Annotated in this window: 21 protein-coding genes; 13 read left to right on the top strand and 8 right to left on the bottom strand. The window is 71.2% G+C overall.

The window, feature by feature from the left end:
- Positions 1–421 precede the first annotated feature (421 nt).
- Positions 422–715, top strand: coding sequence for a hypothetical protein (locus tag FOH10_RS13065; protein ID WP_143980896.1), 294 nt, complete (start codon positions 422–424; stop codon positions 713–715).
- A 380-nt stretch (positions 716–1,095) separates the two neighbouring features.
- Entirely contained in the window at positions 1,096–1,503 is a 408-nt protein-coding gene (locus FOH10_RS13060) for a hypothetical protein (RefSeq protein ID WP_186000821.1), read from the top strand.
- A 160-nt stretch (positions 1,504–1,663) separates the two neighbouring features.
- Here the strand turns inward: FOH10_RS13060 and FOH10_RS13055 are convergent, their stop codons facing one another.
- From FOH10_RS13055 to FOH10_RS13045, 3 genes are read right to left on the bottom strand one after another with little or no spacing between them, the layout of a single operon-like run.
- Positions 1,664–2,746, bottom strand: a complete 1,083-nt coding sequence (locus FOH10_RS13055) for a quinone-dependent dihydroorotate dehydrogenase (RefSeq protein WP_143984061.1) — start codon at positions 2,744–2,746, stop codon at positions 1,664–1,666.
- Positions 2,747–2,760: 14 nt separating this feature from the next.
- A complete protein-coding gene (locus tag FOH10_RS13050) occupies positions 2,761–3,021 on the bottom strand; it encodes a DUF5703 family protein (RefSeq protein ID WP_029927778.1) in 261 nt (86 codons plus the stop codon).
- Positions 3,021–4,037: a YncE family protein gene (locus FOH10_RS13045; RefSeq protein ID WP_143980895.1), complete on the bottom strand. Its 1,017-nt coding sequence runs from the start codon at positions 4,035–4,037 to the stop codon at positions 3,021–3,023. The genes FOH10_RS13050 and FOH10_RS13045 overlap by 1 nt, the downstream gene beginning before the upstream one ends.
- A gap of 160 nt (positions 4,038–4,197) precedes the next feature.
- On the opposite strand from FOH10_RS13045, the gene FOH10_RS13040 reads away from it, so the two are divergent.
- From FOH10_RS13040 to FOH10_RS13025, 4 genes are all read left to right on the top strand, one after another.
- Complete coding sequence (locus FOH10_RS13040) at positions 4,198–4,551, top strand: hypothetical protein (protein WP_244961943.1); 354 nt, start codon at positions 4,198–4,200, stop codon at positions 4,549–4,551.
- Positions 4,552–4,625: 74 nt separating this feature from the next.
- On the top strand, positions 4,626–5,162 hold the full coding sequence (locus FOH10_RS13035; protein WP_143980894.1) for a WKL family lipoprotein: 537 nt from the start codon (positions 4,626–4,628) through the stop codon (positions 5,160–5,162).
- Positions 5,163–5,165: 3 nt separating this feature from the next.
- Positions 5,166–7,268, top strand: a complete 2,103-nt coding sequence (locus tag FOH10_RS13030) for an MMPL family transporter (RefSeq protein WP_143980893.1) — start codon at positions 5,166–5,168, stop codon at positions 7,266–7,268.
- A gap of 2 nt (positions 7,269–7,270) precedes the next feature.
- A complete protein-coding gene (locus tag FOH10_RS13025) occupies positions 7,271–7,615 on the top strand; it encodes a DUF2568 domain-containing protein (protein ID WP_143980892.1) in 345 nt (114 codons plus the stop codon).
- A 37-nt stretch (positions 7,616–7,652) separates the two neighbouring features.
- Here the strand turns inward: FOH10_RS13025 and FOH10_RS13020 are convergent, their stop codons facing one another.
- From FOH10_RS13020 to FOH10_RS13005, 4 genes are all read right to left on the bottom strand, one after another.
- A complete protein-coding gene (locus tag FOH10_RS13020; protein ID WP_143980891.1) occupies positions 7,653–8,498 on the bottom strand; it encodes a heme ABC transporter ATP-binding protein in 846 nt (281 codons plus the stop codon).
- 235 nt (positions 8,499–8,733) lie between these two features.
- Positions 8,734–9,822, bottom strand: a complete 1,089-nt coding sequence (locus tag FOH10_RS13015) for a FecCD family ABC transporter permease (RefSeq protein ID WP_143984060.1) — start codon at positions 9,820–9,822, stop codon at positions 8,734–8,736.
- Positions 9,823–9,875: 53 nt separating this feature from the next.
- The gene (locus FOH10_RS13010; RefSeq protein WP_143980890.1) at positions 9,876–10,907 is read right to left on the bottom strand and encodes a heme/hemin ABC transporter substrate-binding protein; all 1,032 of its coding nucleotides are present in this window, start codon (positions 10,905–10,907) and stop codon (positions 9,876–9,878) included.
- A gap of 20 nt (positions 10,908–10,927) precedes the next feature.
- Complete coding sequence (locus tag FOH10_RS13005) at positions 10,928–11,887, bottom strand: aldo/keto reductase (RefSeq protein WP_143980889.1); 960 nt, start codon at positions 11,885–11,887, stop codon at positions 10,928–10,930.
- A 249-nt stretch (positions 11,888–12,136) separates the two neighbouring features.
- Here FOH10_RS13005 and FOH10_RS13000 point away from each other — a divergent pair, with 249 nt between their 5' ends.
- From FOH10_RS13000 to mshC, 5 genes are all read left to right on the top strand, one after another.
- Positions 12,137–13,063 (top strand): undecaprenyl-diphosphate phosphatase, encoded by a 927-nt coding sequence (locus FOH10_RS13000; protein ID WP_029927801.1) that lies wholly within the window; start codon positions 12,137–12,139, stop codon positions 13,061–13,063.
- A 39-nt stretch (positions 13,064–13,102) separates the two neighbouring features.
- Positions 13,103–13,846 carry a histidine phosphatase family protein gene (locus FOH10_RS12995; protein WP_143980888.1) on the top strand — a complete coding sequence of 248 codons (744 nt, stop codon included), beginning with the start codon at positions 13,103–13,105 and terminating at the stop codon, positions 13,844–13,846.
- 35 nt (positions 13,847–13,881) lie between these two features.
- Positions 13,882–14,466, top strand: coding sequence for a DUF3090 domain-containing protein (locus FOH10_RS12990; protein WP_029927805.1), 585 nt, complete (start codon positions 13,882–13,884; stop codon positions 14,464–14,466).
- Between the two features lie 4 nt (positions 14,467–14,470).
- Complete coding sequence (locus FOH10_RS12985; protein WP_143980887.1) at positions 14,471–15,244, top strand: SCO1664 family protein; 774 nt, start codon at positions 14,471–14,473, stop codon at positions 15,242–15,244.
- 162 nt (positions 15,245–15,406) lie between these two features.
- Positions 15,407–16,645, top strand: a complete 1,239-nt coding sequence (mshC, locus tag FOH10_RS12980; RefSeq protein ID WP_143980886.1) for a cysteine--1-D-myo-inosityl 2-amino-2-deoxy-alpha-D-glucopyranoside ligase — start codon at positions 15,407–15,409, stop codon at positions 16,643–16,645.
- A gap of 18 nt (positions 16,646–16,663) precedes the next feature.
- Here mshC and FOH10_RS12975 read toward each other — a convergent pair whose 3' ends face one another.
- The gene (locus FOH10_RS12975) at positions 16,664–17,242 is read right to left on the bottom strand and encodes an NADPH-dependent F420 reductase (protein ID WP_143980885.1); all 579 of its coding nucleotides are present in this window, start codon (positions 17,240–17,242) and stop codon (positions 16,664–16,666) included.
- Positions 17,243–17,435: 193 nt separating this feature from the next.
- On the opposite strand from FOH10_RS12975, the gene FOH10_RS12970 reads away from it, so the two are divergent.
- Positions 17,436–20,399 carry a crotonase/enoyl-CoA hydratase family protein gene (locus tag FOH10_RS12970; protein ID WP_244961941.1) on the top strand — a complete coding sequence of 988 codons (2,964 nt, stop codon included), beginning with the start codon at positions 17,436–17,438 and terminating at the stop codon, positions 20,397–20,399.
- A 195-nt stretch (positions 20,400–20,594) separates the two neighbouring features.
- Entirely contained in the window at positions 20,595–21,491 is an 897-nt protein-coding gene (locus tag FOH10_RS12965) for an alpha/beta fold hydrolase (protein ID WP_143980884.1), read from the top strand.
- The last annotated feature ends 45 nt before the right edge of the window (positions 21,492–21,536 follow it).

Genomic DNA, 21,536 nt, shown 5'->3' with positions numbered 1-21,536 from the left:
CGCGTGGTCTATCGGCTGCGGCGGTGCAACGGGTACTCGTAGCGTTACGGTGCCGAGGTTTAACACACAGGGGAACGGTCAATTCACTTGTGGCAACGGCAATTGCCGGAACTGCCGACAAATGCCATCCTGAATTAGGCGACACAACGCCCCCACCAAGACGGTCGGGAGGTCCTGGTGCTGAGAGTGCAGCTCCTCGCGCGACGTGTCCGACGGTGCCGCAGGTCGGCACACAGAGAATCCGAGACCGAGCAAGGCGCGAATACCTTCGGCGTCCTCGCGCGGTAGGAACTCGTCCGGACCCGCTTCTCCCGCTCGTCATTGCCGGTGGATCACCGATTCGGGATCGACCGGTCTCGCGCGTACCCGTATTCGGTCGCGGCGACGACTTGCCCGATCTCAACCGGCCAGGAAATGCACCATGATCTACGAGAGCAGCCGATCCATCACCAGCAGCCGCACCCAGGAGTGGGCGCGGCGGAGTGCCGATGCGGTGGAACCGGCGTGGGTGCTCAGTTGGTGGCCGGAGCGGCGGTTCACGAGGGAGCAGGCGCGGGCGGGGATGGAGCTCACCGAATTGCTCAGTGAGCCTGAGGATCAGCGGGATTCCGGGGCGGGGCGGCGGGGTGCGGAGATCGCGCGCGAACTCGGGATCACCGTGGCGGAGGCGGTGTCCGTTCTTTACCGGCGCAGACTGGAGCGGGGGGAAGCATGACGATCTATGTGGCGGACTGGCAGATGACCAGTGATCTCACCGGCGAGGTCGCGCACAGGCTGGCGGATCGGTGGGAGTTGGCATGGCGATTGAGTTGGCTGCCGGAGCGATTGGTGTCGCGGGCGCAGGCTGTGGCGGGGATGGAGCTTGCGGAGATCTTCTCGGGGGATCACTACCGACGAGATGTGATCGTGGCCGCGCGGGCGATCGTCAGTGCCGACGAACTCGGTATAGCTGTACGTGCTCATGCGGCGGCGCGGGGCGTGAGTCCCGAGCCGCCGTGGGCGCGACAGCCCCGGCACGGGCGACCGCTCGTGCCGGATATACACGGCGGGGTGGGCGGGGAACCTGCCCTCCCGCGGTGTCGATGGGAGGACCCAGTGGCAATCGACAACACAGAATGGGCCATGACCAGCGATATCACCCCGGAGTACGCGTTCCGTGTACCCGAGGGTGATGCGCGGGCGTGGCGCCTGAGCTGGTTGCCCGAACACCGGCTCACCCGGGAGCAGGCCCGGGCGGGGATGGAATTGGACGAACTGCTGTCGGATCCGGAGGTGGTGTACGACGGGGGAGCGCACGGTCGCGCCGCCGACCTGGCCGACACGGTGGGCGTCCTGGTCGAACAGGCGGTGCTCACGCTCGCGTGCCGGATGGCCGAACGCCTGACCGCGGCCCCGGGTGATCCGCCCGCACCGTCGCCCGCAGGGCCGGAACCGGTGCTGTCCGGATGGGCCCGGCGCCACCCGGCGGTGACGGGAGCGCGCTCACGCCACCGCTGGATGTGATTGCACGCGGTGCGTATTCGCATCGCAGGCAGGAGACGTCGCCACGAGGACGACCGGGCCGATCGTGCCGCGGCCGGAACTCACGTCGGTACCGAGCGACCCGACGCTGGGCGAAGTCCCACCGCGCCGGAGCGATTCGCCCCCGCAGCCGGGCGGCGGTTCAGGCGTTGCGCGCACGGTGTCCCGCGCCGACCGCCTGGCTCAGGTTCGCATACCCGTTGGCGCGCAGCCTGCCCGCGAGGCCGCGGTGGATGCGGCGGGCCCAGAACGGACCGCCGTAGATGAAGCCGGTGTAGCCCTGCAGCAGGCTCGCTCCGGCGAGGATGCGCTCCCACGCCTGGTCGGCGGTTTCGATACCGCCGACCGAGATGAGCACCAGCTTGTCGCCGACGCGGGCGTAGAGGCGGCGCAGCACCTCGAGGGAGCGGTCGGCGACCGGGGGACCGGAGAGACCGCCCGCGCCCAGGGGCTCCACCTCGGCGGCGGGGGTGCGCAGGCCGTCGCGGCGGATGGTGGTGTTGGTGGCCACGATTCCGGCCAGGCCGAGTTCCACGGCGAGGTCGGCGACGGCGTCGATATCGTCGTCGGACAGGTCGGGGGCGATCTTGACCAGCACCGGCACCTCGACACTGTCGAGGACCGCGCGCAGCAGCGGACGCAGCGATTCCACCGCTTGCAGATCGCGCAGGCCGGGGGTGTTGGGGGAACTGACGTTCACGACCACGAAGTCGGCGAGCGGACCGAGCAGTTTGGCGCTGACCGCGTAGTCGGAGGCGGCGTCGGCGGCCTCCACCACCTTGGTCTTGCCGATGTTCGCACCGATGGGCACGCCGCCGGTGCGCCGGTGCGCCAGATTGTCGGCGGCCGCGACGGCACCGTGGTTGTTGAAACCCATGCGGTTGATGAGAGCCCGGTCGGCGGGCAACCGGAACAGGCGCGGGGCGGGATTGCCCGGCTGCGCCTGCGCGGTCACCGTGCCGATCTCGGCGTACCCGAAGCCGATCGGTCCCCAGGTGTCGACACCGTCGGCGTTCTTGTCGAAGCCCGCGGCCAGGCCCAGCGGCGACGGGAAGTCGACGCCGAAGGCGGTGGTGCGCAGGATCGGATCGTCGACGACGAGCAGTTTCGACACCGCCCAGCGGGTGGGCGCGAATCGGGTGGCCCAGCGCATGGCCCCGAACGCGAGGTGGTGGATGCGTTCCGGCGGGAGCAGGAACATCATCTTGAGCAGCAGCGAGTACAGAAAGGCCCCCATGGTCACATCGCCGCCTCGGGGGCGGCCGTGGATAGAGCGGTCTTGCGGCGGCGCAGCAGGACGCGGCGGCTGCCGTCGGTGTAGGCGCGCACGCGCGACAGTTCCCACCCCCCGAATTCGGCCTGGATGGCCAACCGCATGGAGGCGGTGACCCGGGTGACGTCGGGAGGTAGCCGCAACGGTATGTATTCGTACTCGTCGCTGGTGTCCTCCCAGCCCGCCGGTAGTGAGCGCTGTCGCGCCGATCGTGAGGCCCCGGCCATCACTGCCCCTTTCGCTGATCCGCGGCGATCCGCTGGAGACCGTCACCGGTCCCGGATCCCACGAACATGTCGCCGCTCCGGCTGTCGATGGTCACCGTGTCGGGCTGGCGCACCGTCGGGTAGCGTCCCACCTCTTCCGGTATACCCGTCGACAGGTCGTAGCCGACGACCTCGTTTGTGCCTGTCAGCGTCACCCACACGGTCTCGGACCGCTGATCGTAGGCGAGTGCGTAGGGCGACGAGCCTACCGGGAACCGCTGGTGCAGCACGAGCGGATCGACAGTGTAGACCAGCAGCTCACCACCCGCGGTGTCGGTGACGAGGAGGCGACCGAAGTGGTCGCCGATCATGGCGCCGGCACCGTCGCCGGTGCGCAGCATCAACCCGGGACGGTTGTCGTCCAGGTCGAGTTCGGTGACGAGGGTCTGACGGCGGTCCAATGCCGCGACCTGCTCGTTCACGGCCACCACCGTGTCGGCGGAGACCAGGCCCCGCACGGTGTGGCTGAGCGTGCCCGCGGCGTCGAGGATCAGGACGCGTCCGTCGGCGAGGCCGACCGCGTACCCGCTGTCGGGGCGCGGTGCGGCGGTGCGGGCGTCGCCGTCGACCGCGAGTTCGGTGACCGCTCCGGTGGCGGCGTTCACGCGCAGCAGCCGATCCGGCGCGGGGGCGAGGATCTCACCGGGTGCGCCGGCGGCGAGCGACGCCGCCGCGACGGGCAGCGTGATGGTGCGTTCCGCGGCGGGGGAGCGGCCATGATCGATGAGCCGCAACGCTTTTCGGTCGTCGGTGAGCACGGCGAGCATACCGGTCTCCGGCTCGGCCAGCAGCGCCGTGACGGGCGCGCTCGGGCTCACCTCACCGGTGGGGGTGGCGGTGGCGGCGGGTGCGCTCGCGGGGGCGGCCGGTTCCCGCGTCGGTTTGTCGGAGGTGTCGCCTCCCGACGAACAACCCGCGAGCAGGGTTACCGCCGCCGCGCCCGCGAGGGCGCAACGGATCCAGCCGCGACGGCGCATGCACCGAACTCCTTTGTCCTCCGACGAACCCATGCGTTCCTCTTCATCTGACCATGATGCGCTGCCGTGCCCGCCGGGCGGGGGTGTTCGCGGCGGCGCGCCGTCGGCGGCAAAGGTTACGGTGGAAGTGAACACCGAGCAGCATCAGGGAGAGCGGTTGGTGACAGACCACACATCCGGATTCGCCGTGGACGATGTGACCGTGGGTCGCTACGCGCACGGGTTCGGCGTCACCGGGGACGGCCGGACCTTCGCCTTCCGCACGGTCCGTTCCATGCTCGTGCTGGAGATCTACCGCGAGGATCTCGACACCGATGTCCCCGACGCGGCCGATGTGGTCGCGGTCGCGCAGGCCACCGTCGCCGATATCGATCTGGACGACGAGCGCAGCGTGGTGGCGCTGGTGCGCGATCTGATCCCGCAGGCCACGCCGGTGGCGGCCGCGCAGCCGCGCGAAACCACCACGGTACGAGCGTTTTTGGGCCGTCTGAGCGCCGTCATCGACGGAATATGACCTGCCGACCGGTCGGTCCCGCTCGCGCATGATTGACTAGGGGCAAGCAACATCAGTTCGACGCGAGGAAGTTGATGGCACTTCGACGTTCGGCAGCCACCGCGCTCACCGTCTCCGTGCTCGCCGCCGCGCTCGCGGCCTGCGGCGGGGGCGGTGACGAGGAGTCGGTGTCGGCGGCCCGCTCCTCGGCCTACGCGGCGCAATCGTCGAGTTCGGCGGCCGCGGCCAGCAGCAGCGCCGCCGTGCGGGCGGCCATTCCGACCGCGGCCGAACTGGACGCGCAGATCAAATCCGCGCTGGACCCGAACCTGCCGGATTCCGAGCGCACCGCCCTCATCGAGGACGGCGAAGCCTTCCGGGACGCCATTCCGGATATGTACCAGGCGCTGCAGGACAACCCGCGAGCGATCTACGGCGTGCGGGACCCGGTATTCGACAATCGCGACGGCACCCTCACCGCCACCCTGAGCCTGGACAAGGACGGCACCGGCACGAACGTGCGCACCACCGTGGTGCATTTCGTGTACACCGACGGTCGCTGGAAGATCTCGCGCACCGATCTGTGCGGCATTCTGCGGTCGGCCGACTACACGACCGCGGCCTGCGGCTGACCCATGATCGAGACCGGTTCCCTGCGGTGGGGGCGCATGATCCACCGCAACCGGTACCTGGTGTTCGCCGTATTCGCGCTGGCGGTGCTGGCGTCGGGATTCTACGGGCGGGATCTGGGTGACCGGCTGTCGCAGGAGGGCTGGTTCGACGAATCCAGTGAATCGGTGGCGGCGTCGAAACTGGCCGACAGCACCTTCGGGCGCGACACCGATTCGGATCTGATCGTGCTCTACACCGCGCCCGCGGGGCGGACGGTGGACGATCCGGAGGTCCGCACGGCCGTGGCGGCGGAGCTGGAGCGGCTACGCGAGCAGCACCCGGACCGGATTCTCAAGATCGACTCGTATTGGGACGGCTCACTCATGGGGCAGTTCGCCGACGAGTCGCGCACGCACGCGTTCGCCTCCATCGGGTTGCACGGCGACGGCGGCACCGAGACGGTCGACAACTATCTGGCCATCAAGGACGAGTTCGGGGCGGGCGCACCCGGCGCCGGGCCGGGCGGCACCACCGTGCAGTTGGCGGGGCTGCAACCGGTGGTCGAGGGCATCAACACCGGGATGCAGCGGGATATCCACCGGGCCGAGCTCATCGCCCTGCCGATCGTGGCCATCCTGCTGTACTTCGTGTTCGGCGGCGTCATCGGCGCACTGCTGCCGGTGCTCATCGGCGGGATGACGATTCTGGGCAGCCAGGGCATCATGCGAATGCTCACCGACCACATCGAGGTCAACGTCTTCGCCAGTGCCGTGGTGACCCTGGTGAGTCTGGGCCTGGCCATCGACTACGGACTGTTCGCGGTGACCCGATTCCGGGAGGAACTGGCGAACGGCCGCGGCGTGGAGGAGGCCACGGCGCGCACGGTGGCCACGGCCGGGCGCACGGTGCTGTTCTCGGCGGCCATCATCGCGGTGAGCCTGGGCGCGCTGTTCATCTACCCGAACGGGGTGCTGCGCTCGGTGCCGCTGGGCGGTATCAGTTCGGTGTTGCTGGCGGCGGTGCTGTCGGTGACGGCGCTGCCCGCGGTGCTCGGCATCGTCGGCGAGCGCATCGACCTGTGGGGCTGGCATCGGTTCGCGAGCATCCGCACCGCCGAACAGATCGACGCCGGATTCTTCTCGCGGCTGGCGGTCTTCGCCATGCGGCGGCCGTGGCTGGTGATCGTGCCGGTGGTGCTGATGCTGCTGGCGTTGATCCTGCCGTTCCGCCATATCGAGTTCGGCGGGCTGAGCGAACGCTATCTGGCGGCGGACAATCCGGCCCGGACGGCGCAGCAGGAGTTCGACGAACGGTTTCCCAGCTTCCGCACCGAACCGCTGAAACTGGTTGTGGTGGACGCGGATCCGCGGCAGCTCTCGGATATCCGGTACGAGGCCAACCAGCGCACGGCGGGGCTGATGACCGGACCGTTCGATCCGTTCGCGCCGACCGAGGACGGGGTCACCGTGCTGGGGTCCGGGCTGATCGACAAGGCCGACGCCGATACCGCCATCGCGGCCCTGCGCGACATTCCCGATCCGCCCGGGGTGCGGGTGCTGGTCGCCGGGGTGCCCGCGCTGGAGCGCGACAGCATCCACGGCCTCATCGAGGGGCTGCCGCTGCTGGCGCTGATTCTGGTCGGCGCGGCCGTCGCGCTCATGTACGCGGCCTTCCGCTCGCTGGTGCTGGCGGTGAAGGCGGTGCTCATGAGCGCGCTCAGCCTCGGTTCCACCCTGGGCATCCTGACCTGGATCTTCGTGGAGGGCCACGGCGCGGAGCTGTTCGACTTCACCCCCGGCCCGCTCATGTTCGCGGTGCTGGTGCTGATCGTGACCGTGCTGTTCGGCCTGTCCACCGACTACGAGGTGTTCCTGCAATCGCGGATGGCCGAGGCGCGCGCGGACGGTGCGCCGCCCGCGGAGGCCATCCGCTACGGCATCGCCCACACCGGCGGCGTGATCACCTCGGCCGCGGCGATTCTCATCGTGGTGACGGGGGCCTTCGGCTTCTCCGATCTGGTCCTGATGAAGTACATCGCCTACGGCATGATCGCGGCACTGTTGTTGGACGCCACCGTGATTCGCATGCTGTTGACTCCGGCGGTGTTGAAACTGGTGTGGCGGTGAGCATGTCGATGGTCAAAGGCGCGAATATGCTGCTCATGTTCCTGCTGGAACTGGGCGTGCTGGGCGCGGCGGTCGCCTGGGGGCTCACCCGCGACGCACCGCTGGTCGTGCGGGTGGTCGCCGCCGCCGGGGCCCTGACCGCGTTCATCGTGATCTGGGCGCTGTTCGGGGCGGCGAAGGACGCGCGCTACCGGCTCACCGGATGGGCCCGGGCCGCACTGGAACTGGGGTGGTTCGGCGGCGGGGCGCTGCTGCTGGCCGCGGCGTGGTCGCTCCCGGCCGGGGTGGTGTTCTTCGCGGTGTGGGCCCTCAACTACGCGCTGCGACGGATGTGGCGACAGGTCTGACCGTTACGGTCGGGCCGGCGCGGCGGGTGCCTTGTCGCTATCCGCGCACCGGCAGCACCAGTTGCGCACCGGTGACCGGGTGGTCGAGCACCTCGACCGGGTGCCGGTAGACGCGGGTGAGCAGCTCGGTGGTGAGCACCGCGCGGGGTGGGCCGTCGGCGGCGATACGGCCGGCGTCCAGGACGGCCACCCGGTCGGCGTAGGCGGCGGCCACGCCCAGATCGTGCACCACGACCACCACGGCCGCGCCGGTGGCGGCGCGGTCGCGGGCCAGGGCCAGTACCTGTTCCTGGTGGCCGAGGTCCAGGGCGGCGGTGGGTTCGTCGAGCAGCAGGGTCGGGGTGTCCTGGGCGAGTACGCGGGCCAGCGCCACGCGGGCCCGTTCACCGCCGGACAGGGCCGGGAACGTCCGGGCTGCCAGGTGGGTGACGTCGGTGGCGCGCATGGCGGCGGCGATGAACTCGTCGTCGCGGTGCTGGCGTTCGGTGCGCACCCAGGGCGCGCGGCCCATGGCGACCACCTCGCGGGCGGTGAAGGGGAAGCCGACCGTGTGCGATTGCGGCAGGACGGCGCGACGGCGGGCCATCTCGACGGGCGCCCAGTCGCTCAGCGGACGGCCGTCGAGTTCGACGGTGCCGCCGAGCAGGTCGAGCTCTCCGGTGAGGGCGGCGAGCAGGGTGGACTTGCCCGCACCGTTCGGGCCGACCAGGGCGACGATCTCCCCGGCCCGCACCTCGAAGTCGATCCCGTCCAGCACCCGGCGGCCCTTACCGCGCTCGACCACCACCCCGCGCGCACTCAGGGTGACCGTGCCGGGCCGGGGTGCCTCCGGCAGCGCGGGTGCACGGCCGAAAACCGTTGCGAAACCGAGCTTTCCGCTCATGCCGTATCCTTCCGCGCGCATGCGGCACGCCGCACGGCCCGCCCGGCTCCCATCGCCCGCAGCCGACATCCGATCGGATCGCTCGCGCCGCGCCGTCGCCGCCGCGTCCACGCCTGGCCGCTCGCGCTGTGTTCTTCCGGACCACGGCGTTCTTCCGGACCTCGGCGTTCTTCCGGACCTCGGCCGGGCGCTGCTGCGTGGTGACGGCTCGCTGCCGCCCCGCGCGCCTGGCCGCTCATGCCCAGCCTCCCGCACGGGCGCGGGTGCGGCGCAGCAGCCAGAAGAAGAACGGGCCGCCCACCAGGGAGGTGAGCATGCCGAGGGGCAGGTCGGCGTTCTGCACCAGCGAGCGCGCCCCGATATCGGCGGCCAGCAGCACCACCGCGCCCAGCACCGCCGACAGTGGGATGAGCACCCGGTGGGCGGGTCCGACCAGCATGCGCACCAGATGCGGCACGATCAGGCCGACGAACAGGATGATGCCGGTGAACGCCACTCCGGCGGTGGCCAGCACGGCCACGACCACGATCACGTTGCGCCGCAGCCGTTCCACGTCCACGCCCAGATGCCGGGCCGCCGACTCGCCCAGGGCGAGCAGGTCCAGTTTCGGGGCCATGAGCACGGCGGCGAGCACACCCAGCGCGGTCAGCGACGCGACCACCGCCACCGCCTGCCAGGTGGCGCCGTTCAGACTGCCCAACTGCCAGAACACGATCTGATCGCGCGCCGCCGGGGAGGCGGTGAACAGCAGGAACGACAGCACGCCTCCGGCGAAGGCATTGATGGCCACACCCGTGAGCACCAGCGTCACGACCTCGGTGCGGCCGTTGGAGCGGGCCAGCACGTACACCAGCACCGTGGTCGCCAACCCGGCGGCGAACGCGCCACCCGCCACCGACCAGGCGGCCGCGAACGCGCCGCCCACCACGATGACCACGCCCGCGCCGACCGCGGCCCCGGCGGATACGCCGATCACGCCGGGTTCGGCCAGCGGATTGGCGAACACGCCCTGCAGGAGCGCACCGGCGGTGGCCAGCGCGGCACCGACCAGCGCGGCCAGCAGGACACGCGGGAACCGTACCTCCCACAGCGTCACGTCCCCGGCCGGGTGCGCGGGCATCGGCCCCCAGTCGAGCCCGAGGCGGTGGAACACGCTGCCCGCCACCTCGGCCGGGCTGGTCGGCACCTGCCCGACGGCCGCCGACACGACCGCCAGCACCACCATGAGCGCCAGCGCCCCCGCGAAGATGAGCGCGGTCCGCGACCGGCGCGGGCGGCCGACCGGCGCAGGATCGACGGTGCTCACCGAAACCTCGTGCGGCATGGCCGGATTCGAAGCCGCGTCCGCACGTCGGTCGGGTTCCTCCGATCGCTCGCTCATGCCGCGTGGTCGCCGTAGACGGCCTCCGCGAGGGCGGTCAGGACGCGGCCGGTGTTGGGGCCGAAGGACAGCAGGACCGCATCGGCCATATCGACCACGCGGCGATCGCGGCCCGCCGGGGTCTGTGCGATGCCGGGGATCTTCTCCACGCCGTCGACGCCGCCGACGGAGTCGAGGCCGTCGCTCATGACGAGCAGCACGTCGGGGGCGGCGGCGATCATGGCCTCGCTGGTGATGGGCAGGAACTCCGCGGTGATGCCGGAGGCGGTGCCCGCGTCCTCGCCGCCGATGGCGGTGATGAGCGAATCCGCGCCCGATCCGGGTCCGGCGATCATGGTGATGGCGGTGGAGCGCAGGTACAGGAAGGCGATGCGCGGCGGATCGTCCTGCGGCGGAACGGCGGTGCGGGCCGCCTCGATCTCGGCGCGGGTGCGCTCGCCGAGTGCCGCGCCCGCATCCGGCACGCCGAGCGCGGCGGCCACGGCCTCGATCTGCGGAACCACCCCGTCGAGGGTGCGTTGCGGATCGAAGTAGACCACGGTGATGCCGAGGGCCCGCAGCTGATCGCGGATGACCGGGGTGGCCGCGGTGGTGTCGGTGAGGAAGACGGTGGGCCGCAGGGCCGCGACGGCTTCCACACTCAGCGTGCCCGCGCCGCCGCTCACGGTCGGCAGGTCCGCGACCGCCGGGAAGGACGCGGAGTTGGAGCGGCCCACCAGGTTCGCGCCGAGTCCCAGCGCCACCACGGTCTGCGCGAGCGTCCCGTACCGGTCGGCCGCCACGATGCGGCTGGTGTCGGTGACCGTGACCTCGCTGCCGTCGAAGGAGCGCACCGTGGCGGGCAGCACCGGCGTGGGCTCCGGACCGATCGGCACCGGGTCGAGGTCGCCGACCTCGGCGGTGGTGGGTCCGGCGCCTGCGGTCTCGGGTCCGGCGCACGCGGTGCCGCCCGCGACCAGGCTCACGCCCAGCAGCACGAGCAGGATGCGCCGGGCCGTCACCGTTCGAGCACGCACGAGACTCCTCATGCAGGCAAGGCTAGCCTGGCTCATTCTGTGCGGGCGCTCACGTCACCGAGTGCGGCCGCGATGGCCCGTGGCAGTTCCAGGGTTTCGGCGGCCAGTACACCGGTGAGCTGCCCGATATCGCGCGCGCCGACGATCATGCTCGCCACCGCGGGCTGATCCCGGATCCAGGCCAGCGCCACCGCCAGCGGTGACACCCCGAGCCCGTCGGCGGCGGTGACCAGCGCGTCCACCACGCGCACCGCCCGGTCGTCGAGCCGCGCCCGGATCTCGGCGGCGGTGGCCTCGTCCGCGCCGCGCGAATCGGCGGGCACCCCGTCGCGGTACTTGCCGGTCAGGATGCCGCCCGCCAGCGGCGCGGTGGCGATCACCCCGATGCCGTGATGCTGTGCGGCGGGCACGAACTCGTGCTCGGCCCCGCGCGCCAGCAGCGAGTACGGCGAATAGGCGGCGGTGATCGGCGCGGCGGCGGCCAGCGTCGCCAGCTGCCAGGCGTCGTAGCCGCGCGCCCCGGCGTAGCGCACCCGCCCGGTGCGCACCGCGTACTCGAGCGTGGCCGCGATCTCCTCCAGGGGTGTGTGCGGATCCCAGGCGTCCACGGTCCAGATGTCGAGATGGTCGGTGCCCAGCGTCGCGAGCGTGGCGTCGAGCTGGCGCATCATGGTGCGCCGCGACGCGTCCACCGTCCAGCGGGTGGGTGCGGGCGCGGGCGCGGCCGGATCGGCCAGCACCGGCGTGCGTCCCGCGCTGCCCGACAGCACCAGCTCGTCTCTGCCGATCTCGCGCAGCAGTTCGCCGAGAATGCGCTGCGCGGTCCCGTCGGCGTAGGCGGGGGAGGTGTCGACGAGCGTGCCGCCCGCCTCCACGAACGCCATGAGCTGGGCGGCCGCGTCGTCGGCGTCGGTCTCCCGGCCCCAGGTATGCGTGGCCAGCCCCATCCGGGACACCCGTAGTCCACTGCGGCCCACCGTCCGCTGTTCCATCACCGTGCAAACCCTCGTGTCACACGCGTCAGCCTAGGCGCACAGGTGGTTTCCCAGGGTGCAAGCCTCGCCGTCGACCTCACCACATCACGGTTGCGGCGGACCCCTACCAGCCCGCGCGGGCGGGCGGGTAGGGTCGCCAACGATATCGCGGCGGGGCCGGGTGCGGGGCAGACCGTCGACGGTGGGCGAATTGTCCACCGGCAGCAGAGGATTCGGTGTGGACAGGAGTGGTGTGTGGGCGAGTCGATGACGTGGCTGCAGGCGGTGGTGCTGGGGCTGGTGCAGGGCTTGACGGAGTTTCTGCCGATTTCGTCGTCGGCGCATCTGCGAATCGTGTCGTCGGTGTTCTTCGACGCCGACGCGGGCGCGTCGTTCACCGCCGTCACCCAGTTGGGTACCGAGGCGGCCGTTCTGGTGTTCTTCGCCAAGGACATCTGGCGGATCCTGGTCGCCTGGTTCACCACCGTGGGCATGAAACTGAAGGCCCGCCAGCGCGAGACCGTGCCGCTGCACGATCAGCCCACCACCCAGCTGCCGGTCTACCGCGACACCGGGTACGGCCTGGACGCGGACGCGCAGCGCGAGCTCGACTACCGCATCGGCTGGTACGTGATCATCGCCACCATCCCGATCGGCCTGATCGGCTTCCTGTTCAAGGACGAGATCCGTACGGGCGCGCGGAATCTGTGGCTGGTGTCGTTCATGCTCATCGCCTTCGCGCTGGTGATCGCCGCGGGCGAGTACTACGGCAAGAAGCAGCGGCCGATCGAGCAGCTCACCACCCGCGACGGCCTCATCATGGGTTTCGCGCAGTGCCTGGCGCTCATCCCGGGCGTGTCGCGTTCCGGCGCGACCTCGACGGCCGGTCTGTTCTGCGGGCTGACCCGCGAGGCGGCGGTGCGGTTCTCATTCCTGCTGGCCATTCCGGCGGTCACCGCGTCGGGGCTGTTCTCGCTGCCGGACGCCTTCGAACCGGCCGGGGCCGGGCTCAACGCCTCGGGGCCGCAGTTGCTGGTGGCGACGCTCATCGCGTTCGCGGCGGGGTACGCGTCGGTGGCGTGGTTGCTGCGATTCGTGGCCGATCACTCGCTGAACTGGTTCGTGGGCTATCGCATCGTGCTGGGGTTGGCGGTCATGGGCCTGCTGGCCGGCGGCGTCATCTCGGCGACGTGATCACATGTCGGCATTCCGCGTAGCCAGTAGGCTGGCCCGGTGACGGTGATCCTGTTGCGGCACGGCGTGTCCACGTCGAATGCCGCCCACACGCTGGCCGGTCGCAGTGCGGGGGTCGATCTGACCGACCGTGGCCGCGAACAGGCGCAGGCGCTGGTGCAGCGGTTGGGTTCGCTGCCCGTCGAGCACATCGTGTGCTCGCCGCTGCTGCGCTGTCAGCGCACGGTCGCCCCGCTGGCCGACAAGCTCGGTATCGAGCCCGAGCCCGACGAGCGGCTGCTGGAGGTCGACTACGGCGACTGGACCGGCAGACCCCTGGGCGAGCTGCTGTCCGAGCCGCTGTGGAAGGTGGTGCAGCGGCACGCGTCGGCGGCGGCGTTCCCGAGTGGAGAAGGCTTGGCGCAGGTGCAGTTCCGTGCGGTGTCCGCTCTGCGCGAACACGATGCGGCGCTGGCACGAAAACACGGGGGTGACGCGTTGTGGGTGGCGTGCACCCACGGCGACGTCATCAAATCCGTGCTCGCGGACGCGTACGGCATGCATCTGGACCTGTTCCAGCGCATTGTCGTGGAACCCGCGTCGATCAGCGTGGTCCGGTACACACCGACCGCCCCGTACGTGTGGCGGGTGAACGACACGGGTACGGATTTGTCCACGTTGGCGGCGGTTTCCCCGCGCCGCGGCGACGCCGCGGCCACCGGTCCGGTTCCCGGTGGAGAGACAGGCAATACCGCGAGTACGGATAATGGGGATGCGGAACGCCCCGATTCTCATGCCGAGTAGTTCTCATCCCGTGTAGGGCAGTCAGGAGGTGCAGATTGACACGAGCAATCCACATTTTCCGCACCCCCGATCGATTCATCGCCGGCACCGTCGGCGAGCCGGGCGACCGCGCTTTCTACCTGCAGGCCGTGCAGGAACCGCGGGTGATCAGCGTGCTGTTGGAGAAACAGCAGGTGAAGGTGCTGGCCGATCGGATGGGCTTGCTGTTGGACGAGGTGGCCCGCCGCTTCGGCACCCCGGTGCCGCCGCAGCCCGCCGATGTCGCCGACACCGACCCGCTCGTCACCCCGATCGACGCCGAATTCCGGGTCGGCACCATGGGTTTGGGCTGGGACGCCGACGCGGGCGCGGTGGTGGTGGAGCTGCTGGCCATCACCGACACCGAGGTGGACGAGTCGGTGGTGCTCGACGACACCGAGGAGGGGCCCGACGCGGTCCGGGTGTTCCTCACCCCGATCCAGGCGCGCGAGTTCGCGCTACGGTCGGCGCGGGTGATCGCCGCCGGACGGCCGCCGTGCCCGCTGTGCGGGGAGCCGCTCTCACCCCAGGGGCACATGTGCGTGCGCACCAACGGCTACAAGCGCGGCGACATCTTCGGCGCGACCGAGGCCGAGGACTGAACCCATGACCGGCGACCCGTTCCGGACCGCGGATCTGACGGTGGTCGGACAGGTGACCACGGCCAGCAATGTGACGCTGGTGTGCGAGGCCGACGGGGTGCGGGTGGTGTACAAGCCGGTGCGCGGGGAGCGGCCGCTGTGGGACTTCCCGGACGGCACCCTGGCCGGGCGCGAGGTGGCGTCCTATCGGGTGTCGGAGGCACTGGGGTGGGGGCTGATACCCGAGACCATCCTGCGCGACGGGCCGGTGGGTCCGGGCATGGTGCAGCGGTGGGTCGATCAGATCGAGCCGGTCGACGGGCGGCCGGAGCTGGTGGATCTGTGCCCGGCCGGGCAGGTGCCCGACGGGTTCCGGGAGGTGCTGCGCGCGCTGGACGGCTCGGGGCGTCCGGTCTCGCTGGTGCACGCCGACGATCCCCGGCTGCGGCGGCTCGCCGTCCTGGACGTGCTGCTCAACAATGCCGACCGCAAGGGTGGGCATGCGCTCGACGGCGTCGACGGACGGGTGTACGGGGTGGACCACGGCATCTGCCTGCACACCGACCCCAAGTTGCGGACCGTGCTGTGGGGGTGGGCCGGGGAGCCGATCGGGGACGAATTGCTCTCCGACATCACGGTTTTCGTGAAGGCGCTGCCCGGTGAGCTGGGCGACGGGCTGGCGGAGTTGATCACCGACACCGAGATCGACGCGCTGGAGACGCGGGCGCGCGGACTGCTCGACGATCCGATGCTGCCGCTGCCCAGCAGTACCCGGCCCATTCCCTGGCCCGCGTTCTGACTCCCGTGCGGCCGACATCGTTGCATGCATCATGATTCCAATGCTTGACGACCGCGCCGGGGCGGCTTTCATGCAGGTCCGCGCATATCGCCGTGGGTGGTGCGGGTCTCCTCGCGCGGGGGCGGCGCGGAGCTGCCTCGATCGTCCCTTTACCCTCGAATCATGCAGTCCTGGTCCGATACCGCTGTCCCGACCGTTCCCGGATCCGGACCGGCGTTGCGCTTGTACGACACCGCCGATCGGCAGGTGCGCCCGGTGACGCCGGGGCGGACCGCCACCATGTACGTCTGCGGCATCACCCCCTACGACGCCACCCACCTCGGCCACGCCGCCACCTACCTGACCTTCGACCTGGTCAACCGGATCTGGCGCGACGGCGGGCACGAGGTGCACTACGTGCAGAACGTGACCGATGTGGACGATCCGCTGTTCGAGCGGGCCGAGCGCGACGGTATCGACTGGCGGGAGCTGGGCAGCCGCGAGATCGACCTGTTCCGCGAGGACATGCGCGAACTGCGGGTGATCCCGCCGCGGCACTACGTGGGCGCGATCGAATCGGTGCAGGAGGTCGTGGAACTGGTCGACAAGCTGCTGGCCTGCGGCGCGGCCTACGTGGTGGACGATCCGGACCACCCCGACATCTACTTCCGCCACGACGCCACCGAGCAGTTCGGCTACGAGTCCGGATACGACCGCGCGACCATGGAGCGGTTCTTCGCCGAGCGCGGCGGCGATCCGCAGCGGCCCGGCAAGCGGGATCCGATCGACCCGCTGCTGTGGCGGGCGGTGCGACCGGGCGAACCGTCCTGGCCCGCGCCGTTCGGCGAGGGGCGGCCGGGCTGGCATATCGAGTGCGCGGCCATCGCGCTCAACCGCATCGGCACCGAGTTCGATGTCCAGGGCGGCGGCAGCGACCTCATCTACCCGCATCACGAGTACTCCAGCGCGCACGCGGAGGCGCTGGTGAAGGGCCGCCGGTTCGCCCGCCACTATGTGCACGCCGGGCTGATCGGCCTGGACGGTGAGAAGATGTCCAAGTCGCGCGGCAATCTGGTGTTCGTCTCGAAGCTGCGCCGCTCGGGCACCGATCCGGCCGCCATTCGGCTGGGGCTGTTCGCCGGGCACTACCGCCAGGATCGGGAATGGTCGGATACCGTGCTCGCCGAAGCGCTTTCCCGCCTGGACCGCTGGCGGACGGCGACGGCGCTGGCCTCCGGCCCGGCCGCCGAGGACACCGTGGCCCGGCTGCGCCAGCATCTGGCCGACGATCTGGACACCCCGAAAGCGCTTGCCGCCGTGGACAGCTGGGCACAGCAGGCGGTGAACTACGGTGGCTCCGACACCGCCGCGCCGGGGCTGGTGCGCGACGCCGTGGACGCACTGCTGGGAATTCGACTGTAGCGCGGACGAATCCGCGGACTACTCGCCCGCGTTCTTGGACTGGGCCAGTCCGCCGCCGTCGACGGGGTGGAATCCGGCGTCGCGGATGAGTGGCACCACCGTGGCGGCGGCCTCCCGGTCATCGCTCCAGTACCACATCTCGGAGGTCTCGCCGGTGCGCTGACCGCGCAGTCCGTCGGCGAGCAGGTCGGTGGCGAGGCGGTCGCCGAAGGTGCGCACCAGTCGCACGTTCCCGAGCCGCTTCAGCTGGTACTCCGGACTGGTGAGCCCGTCGGGGATGGGTACCGGCATCACCTGTCCGTCGCGTTCGGTGAGCGGATTGCTGGTGTCGATGACGATCTTGCCCCGCAGCGCGTCGCCGTAGTCGCGGGCCAGCGTCTCGAACGCCTCCCACCAGACGGCGATGACCACCACATTGGTGGCGGCGAGCATATCCTCGGGCGAGGCGACGGCGGTGGCGTGCGGGCCGAGTTCGGCCGCCAGGGCGGCAGGGCCGTCGGGGTGGGCGGCGCTGAGGATGACGTGGTCGCCGCCGGAGACCAGCAGTCGCGCCAGCGTGCCGCCGATGCGGCCGGTGCCGATGAATCCCACTCGCATGGTGCGCTCGCTTCCTGCCGATCGGACGGACGACGAGACGACGACACAACACCACCGAGGGTAACCGAAAGATTGCCCGATTGGTCGTGTTTGCGACCGCGCGGCGGTGCGGCCGGATCGACCCTCCCGCTGGAACGTAGATGGCGATACGGTGAGTCTCCAAGGCTCTCACCCTCGATGAGGAGGTAGGACGGTGACGGCGGTGCCCGGATTCGATCGGTTCCGTATGGTGCGCAAGCAGATTCGCGCCGGCGGTGAACTGCTGGGGGCGGTGCGCAGGGATCCGCGCATCGTGCGCGACCTGATCGCCGGATTCACCGGCACGGGGGAGCGACCGGAGCCGCCGGTCGACGACGGCACGCACACGCCGCCGGAGGGGCTGGCCGAATTCGCGCGCACCGCCCAAGCCCGGCAGTCCGTCGAAGTGCCCGCACCGCAGGCGCTGGCCTACCTGGTGCGGCTCGACCGGATTCCGGAGTGGATGTCGTTCCACGCGGGCTGGCGCGGCGACCCGCCCGGACCGGCCGCACCGGGCCTGGAATTCACCCAGCAGGCCCGGTTCATGGGCATACCCGCCGATCTGGACTGGACCGTCGCCGCGGTGACCGACACCGGGGTGGAACTGCGCGGCACCGGGCCGCAGGGGCTGCGGCTGGCGTTCTGGCTGACCGTCGTGCCCGCCGGGAGCGGGGCGCTGGTGGCCGTGGACGCCGGACTGGCGGGCCCGCCCATCGACGGGCCGTTGGGCGGGTCGGTGGCGCGCAGTCTCGGTGACGCGCTGCGGGATTCACTGGGCGCACTGCCCGCGATCCTGGCCGGCGCGGCCCCCGCCGCACCGCGCGTGCCGCGGAAGGCGGTGCGGCACCAGGCATCCGACACCGTGCTCGCACCGACCACCCCGGTGCTGGTGGGCGTCGGGCAGATCGTGCAGCGCACCCCCGACCCGGCCTACCGCGATCCCGCGCAGCTGGCCGTGGCGGCACTGCGACGGGCCGCCGCGGACGCCGGTCCGGGCGAGGCGCTGCTGCGGCAGGCCGACGCGGTGTTCGCGGTGGCGTCCACCTCCTGGCAGTACCGGGATCTGGGTGCGCTGGTGGCCGCGGCGATCGGCGCGGGCCCGGTGGACACCGTGCAGTCCAGCCCGTTCGGGGGCGACGGCGGGCAGCTGGTGCTCAACGAGGCGGCCGCGGCGGTGGCCGCCGGCGAGTACGACGTGGTGCTGGTGACCGGCGCGGAGGCCGGTGCCACCCAGGCCGCCGCCCAGCGCGCCGGGGTCGAGCTGGACTGGCCGGTGCAGGGCGAGCAGGTGCGCCCGACCCGCACGGTCGGGGTGGACAAACCCGCCAACAACGCGCCCGAGACCACGGCCGGGCTGCTCGCGCCGATCAACATGTACGCGCTGCTGGAATCCGCGAACCGGCATCGGCTGGGCCGCGGCCCCGCCGAGCACGCCCGCGCGGTGGCCGAGCTGTGGTCGCGACTGTCGGCGGTGGCGGCACGCAATCCGCACGCCTGGCAGCCGCGCGAGCACACTGCCGAGGAGATCGCGACCGTCACCGCCGACAACCGGATGATCTCCGCGCCCTACACCAAACTCGAATGCGCCAACCTGACCGTCGATATGGCCTCCGGCATCGTGGTGTGCAGTGCCGCCGCGGCCGAAGCCGCCGGCATCCCGCAGGACCAGTGGGTGTTCCTGCACGCGGGCGCGTCCGGGCACGACGAATGGTTCGTCAGCGAGCGCGCGGAACTGGCCGCCTCCCCGGCCATCCGGACCTTGGGCGCGGCGGTCCTCGACCATGCCGGGATCACCGCCGACGACCTCGCGCACGTGGACCTGTACGCCTGCTTCCCGGTGGCCGTGCAGATCGCGGCCCGCGAACTCGGCCTGCCCGTCGACGACCCGAAGCGGCCGCTGTCGGTGACCGGCGGTCTCACCTTCGGCGGCGGGCCGGGCAACAACTACGGCGGGCACGCGGTGGCGACACTGGTGGAACGGTTGCGCGCCGAACCCGGCAGTTTCGGGCTGGCGACGTCGCTGGGCTGGTACCTCACCAAACACGCGGTCGGCGTGTACTCGACCACCCCGCCGCGCGCCGGATACCGGCATCTGACACCCGTCATCGACCATCCGCCGGCGCGCCCCGCCCGCACCGGCTACGACGGGGAAGCCGTGGTGGAGGCGTACACGCTGCCCTACGACCGAGACGGGCGGCCGGAGGCGGCGATCCTGTCGCTGCTCACCCCCAAGGGCGCGCGAGTGCTGGTGCGCAGCACCGACTCCCGGCTGCTCACCGAACTCACCGACGGGGATCTGCTGGGGCTGCCGGTCACCGTCTCCGGGGATTCGGTACAGGTCACCGACACCACCCGGGTGCCGCTGCCCGCACCGCCGCCCGCGCCGGTGCTGGTGGAGCGGCGCGGCCACATCACCGTCATCACCATCAACCGGCCGCACGCCCGCAACGCCATCGACCTGGCCACCGCGCTCGGTATCGAACGCGCCCTCGACGCCTACGAGGCCGATCCGGACGCGCGCATCGCCGTGCTCACCGGGGCGGGCGGATTCTTCAGCGCCGGAATGGATCTCAAGGCCGCCGCGCGCGGTGAGGTGCCGGTGACCGAGCAGCGCGGCATCCTCGGCATCGTCGGCCGACCGCCCGCCAAACCGCTCATCGCCGCCGTGGAGGGTCCGGCACTGGCGGGCGGCTGCGAACTCGCCCTGTGCGCGGATCTCATCGTGGCAGCGCAGGATTCGACCTTCGGCATTCCGGAGGTCAAGCGCGGTCTGGTCGCCGTCGGCGGCGGCGTGCTGCGCCTGCCGCAGCGCATTCCCCGCGCCGTCGCCATGGAGATGGCGCTCACCGGCGACCCCATCACCGCCGCCCGCGCCGCCGACCTCGGTCTGATCAACGAGATCGCCGCACCCGGCCACGCAATCGACACCGCGCTGGCCCTGGCGGAACGGATCGCGGTGAACGCCCCGCTGAGCGTGGCCGCCTCCAAACGGATCATCGACGAAAGCCCGGACTGGCCCAGCGGCGAAGCGTTCGACCGACAGGGGCGGATCGCGGCCACGGCACTGTCCAGCGAGGACGCGGGCGAGGGGGTGCGCGCCTTCGCCGAGAAGCGGCCGCCGGTGTGGCGGGGCCGCTGACCGGAGGCGTACGTCGTCGGTGCTCGCGGCGCCCCCGCATCCGCTGCCGGGGCCGAGCGGGACGCGGCACACTCGTATCGTTCCTGGCTCGGTTGGGGGCCACGAACTTCTCCGCCGTCGGCGGGCCGGTGGTCCGTCGGCGGCGTTCCCGGCCGCGCTGTCGGCGGCCGGAGCGTTTCGATGAGAGGTTGGTTCATGGCATCGTCCATCCCCGAGAGCACCCTGACCCTGCGCCGTGACGGCCTGGAGCTGTCGGCCCGGCACGCCGGGCCCGACAGCGCACCGCTGGTCCTGCTGCTGCACGGGTTCCCCGATACACCGCACACCTGGGACGGTGTGATTCCGGCCCTGGTGGACAACGGATTTCAGGTGCTCGCGCCGTGGCTGCGCGGATACACGCCGGGCTCGGCGGCACGGTCGGCGCGCTACGACCTGATGGCGGTGAGTGCGGACATCGCCGCCTGGTATCACGCGCTGGGCGCGCCGCGCACCCATCTGGTCGGGCACGACTGGGGCGCGTTCGTCGCGCTGGTGCTGGCGAAACAGTATCCCCGCCAGTGGCTTTCCCTGTCGGTACTGGCGATACCGCCGTTCGGCGGCGGATTCGCCGGCCGGTCACTGCCGCTGCTGCCGCGCCAGCTGCTCATGTCCTCCTATATTCCGCTCATGCAGTCGGGTGCGTCGCCGCGGCTGCTGGTGCGCGACGACGCGGCGTTCGTGCGGCGGCTGTGGCGGCGCTGGTCACCGGGCTGGGATTTCAGCGAGACCCAGTTCGCGCCCACCGCAAGGGTTTTCACCGACCCTCTGCTGGCGTGGGCGGCGACCCGCTACTACCGGTCGCTGGTCACCGTGCACCGGTCCGCCACCCGCGACTTCCACCGTCTGCTGCTCGCCCCACTGCCCACGCTGCCGACCCTGGCACTGGCCGGTGCGCGCGACGGCGCGTTGTCGGCGGACCTGCAGCGTGTGCTGGCCGAACGCGCCGGGGTCACCCACGCCGAACTGCCGGACTGCGGGCATTTCCTGCACGCCGAACGGCCGGACGCGGTGGCCGCGCAACTGCTGCCGCACCTGCGCGCCGCCACCCCGTGACCGCACGCCCGGCGGTCCGTGTGCGTGACACACCACCCGCCGCCT

This window comes from Nocardia otitidiscaviarum (assembly GCF_007362295.1).
Classification (GTDB): domain Bacteria; phylum Actinomycetota; class Actinomycetes; order Mycobacteriales; family Mycobacteriaceae; genus Nocardia; species Nocardia otitidiscaviarum.
The sequence above is the reverse complement of the archived record's forward strand: the minus strand, read 5'-3'. Positions and strand labels throughout refer to the sequence as shown.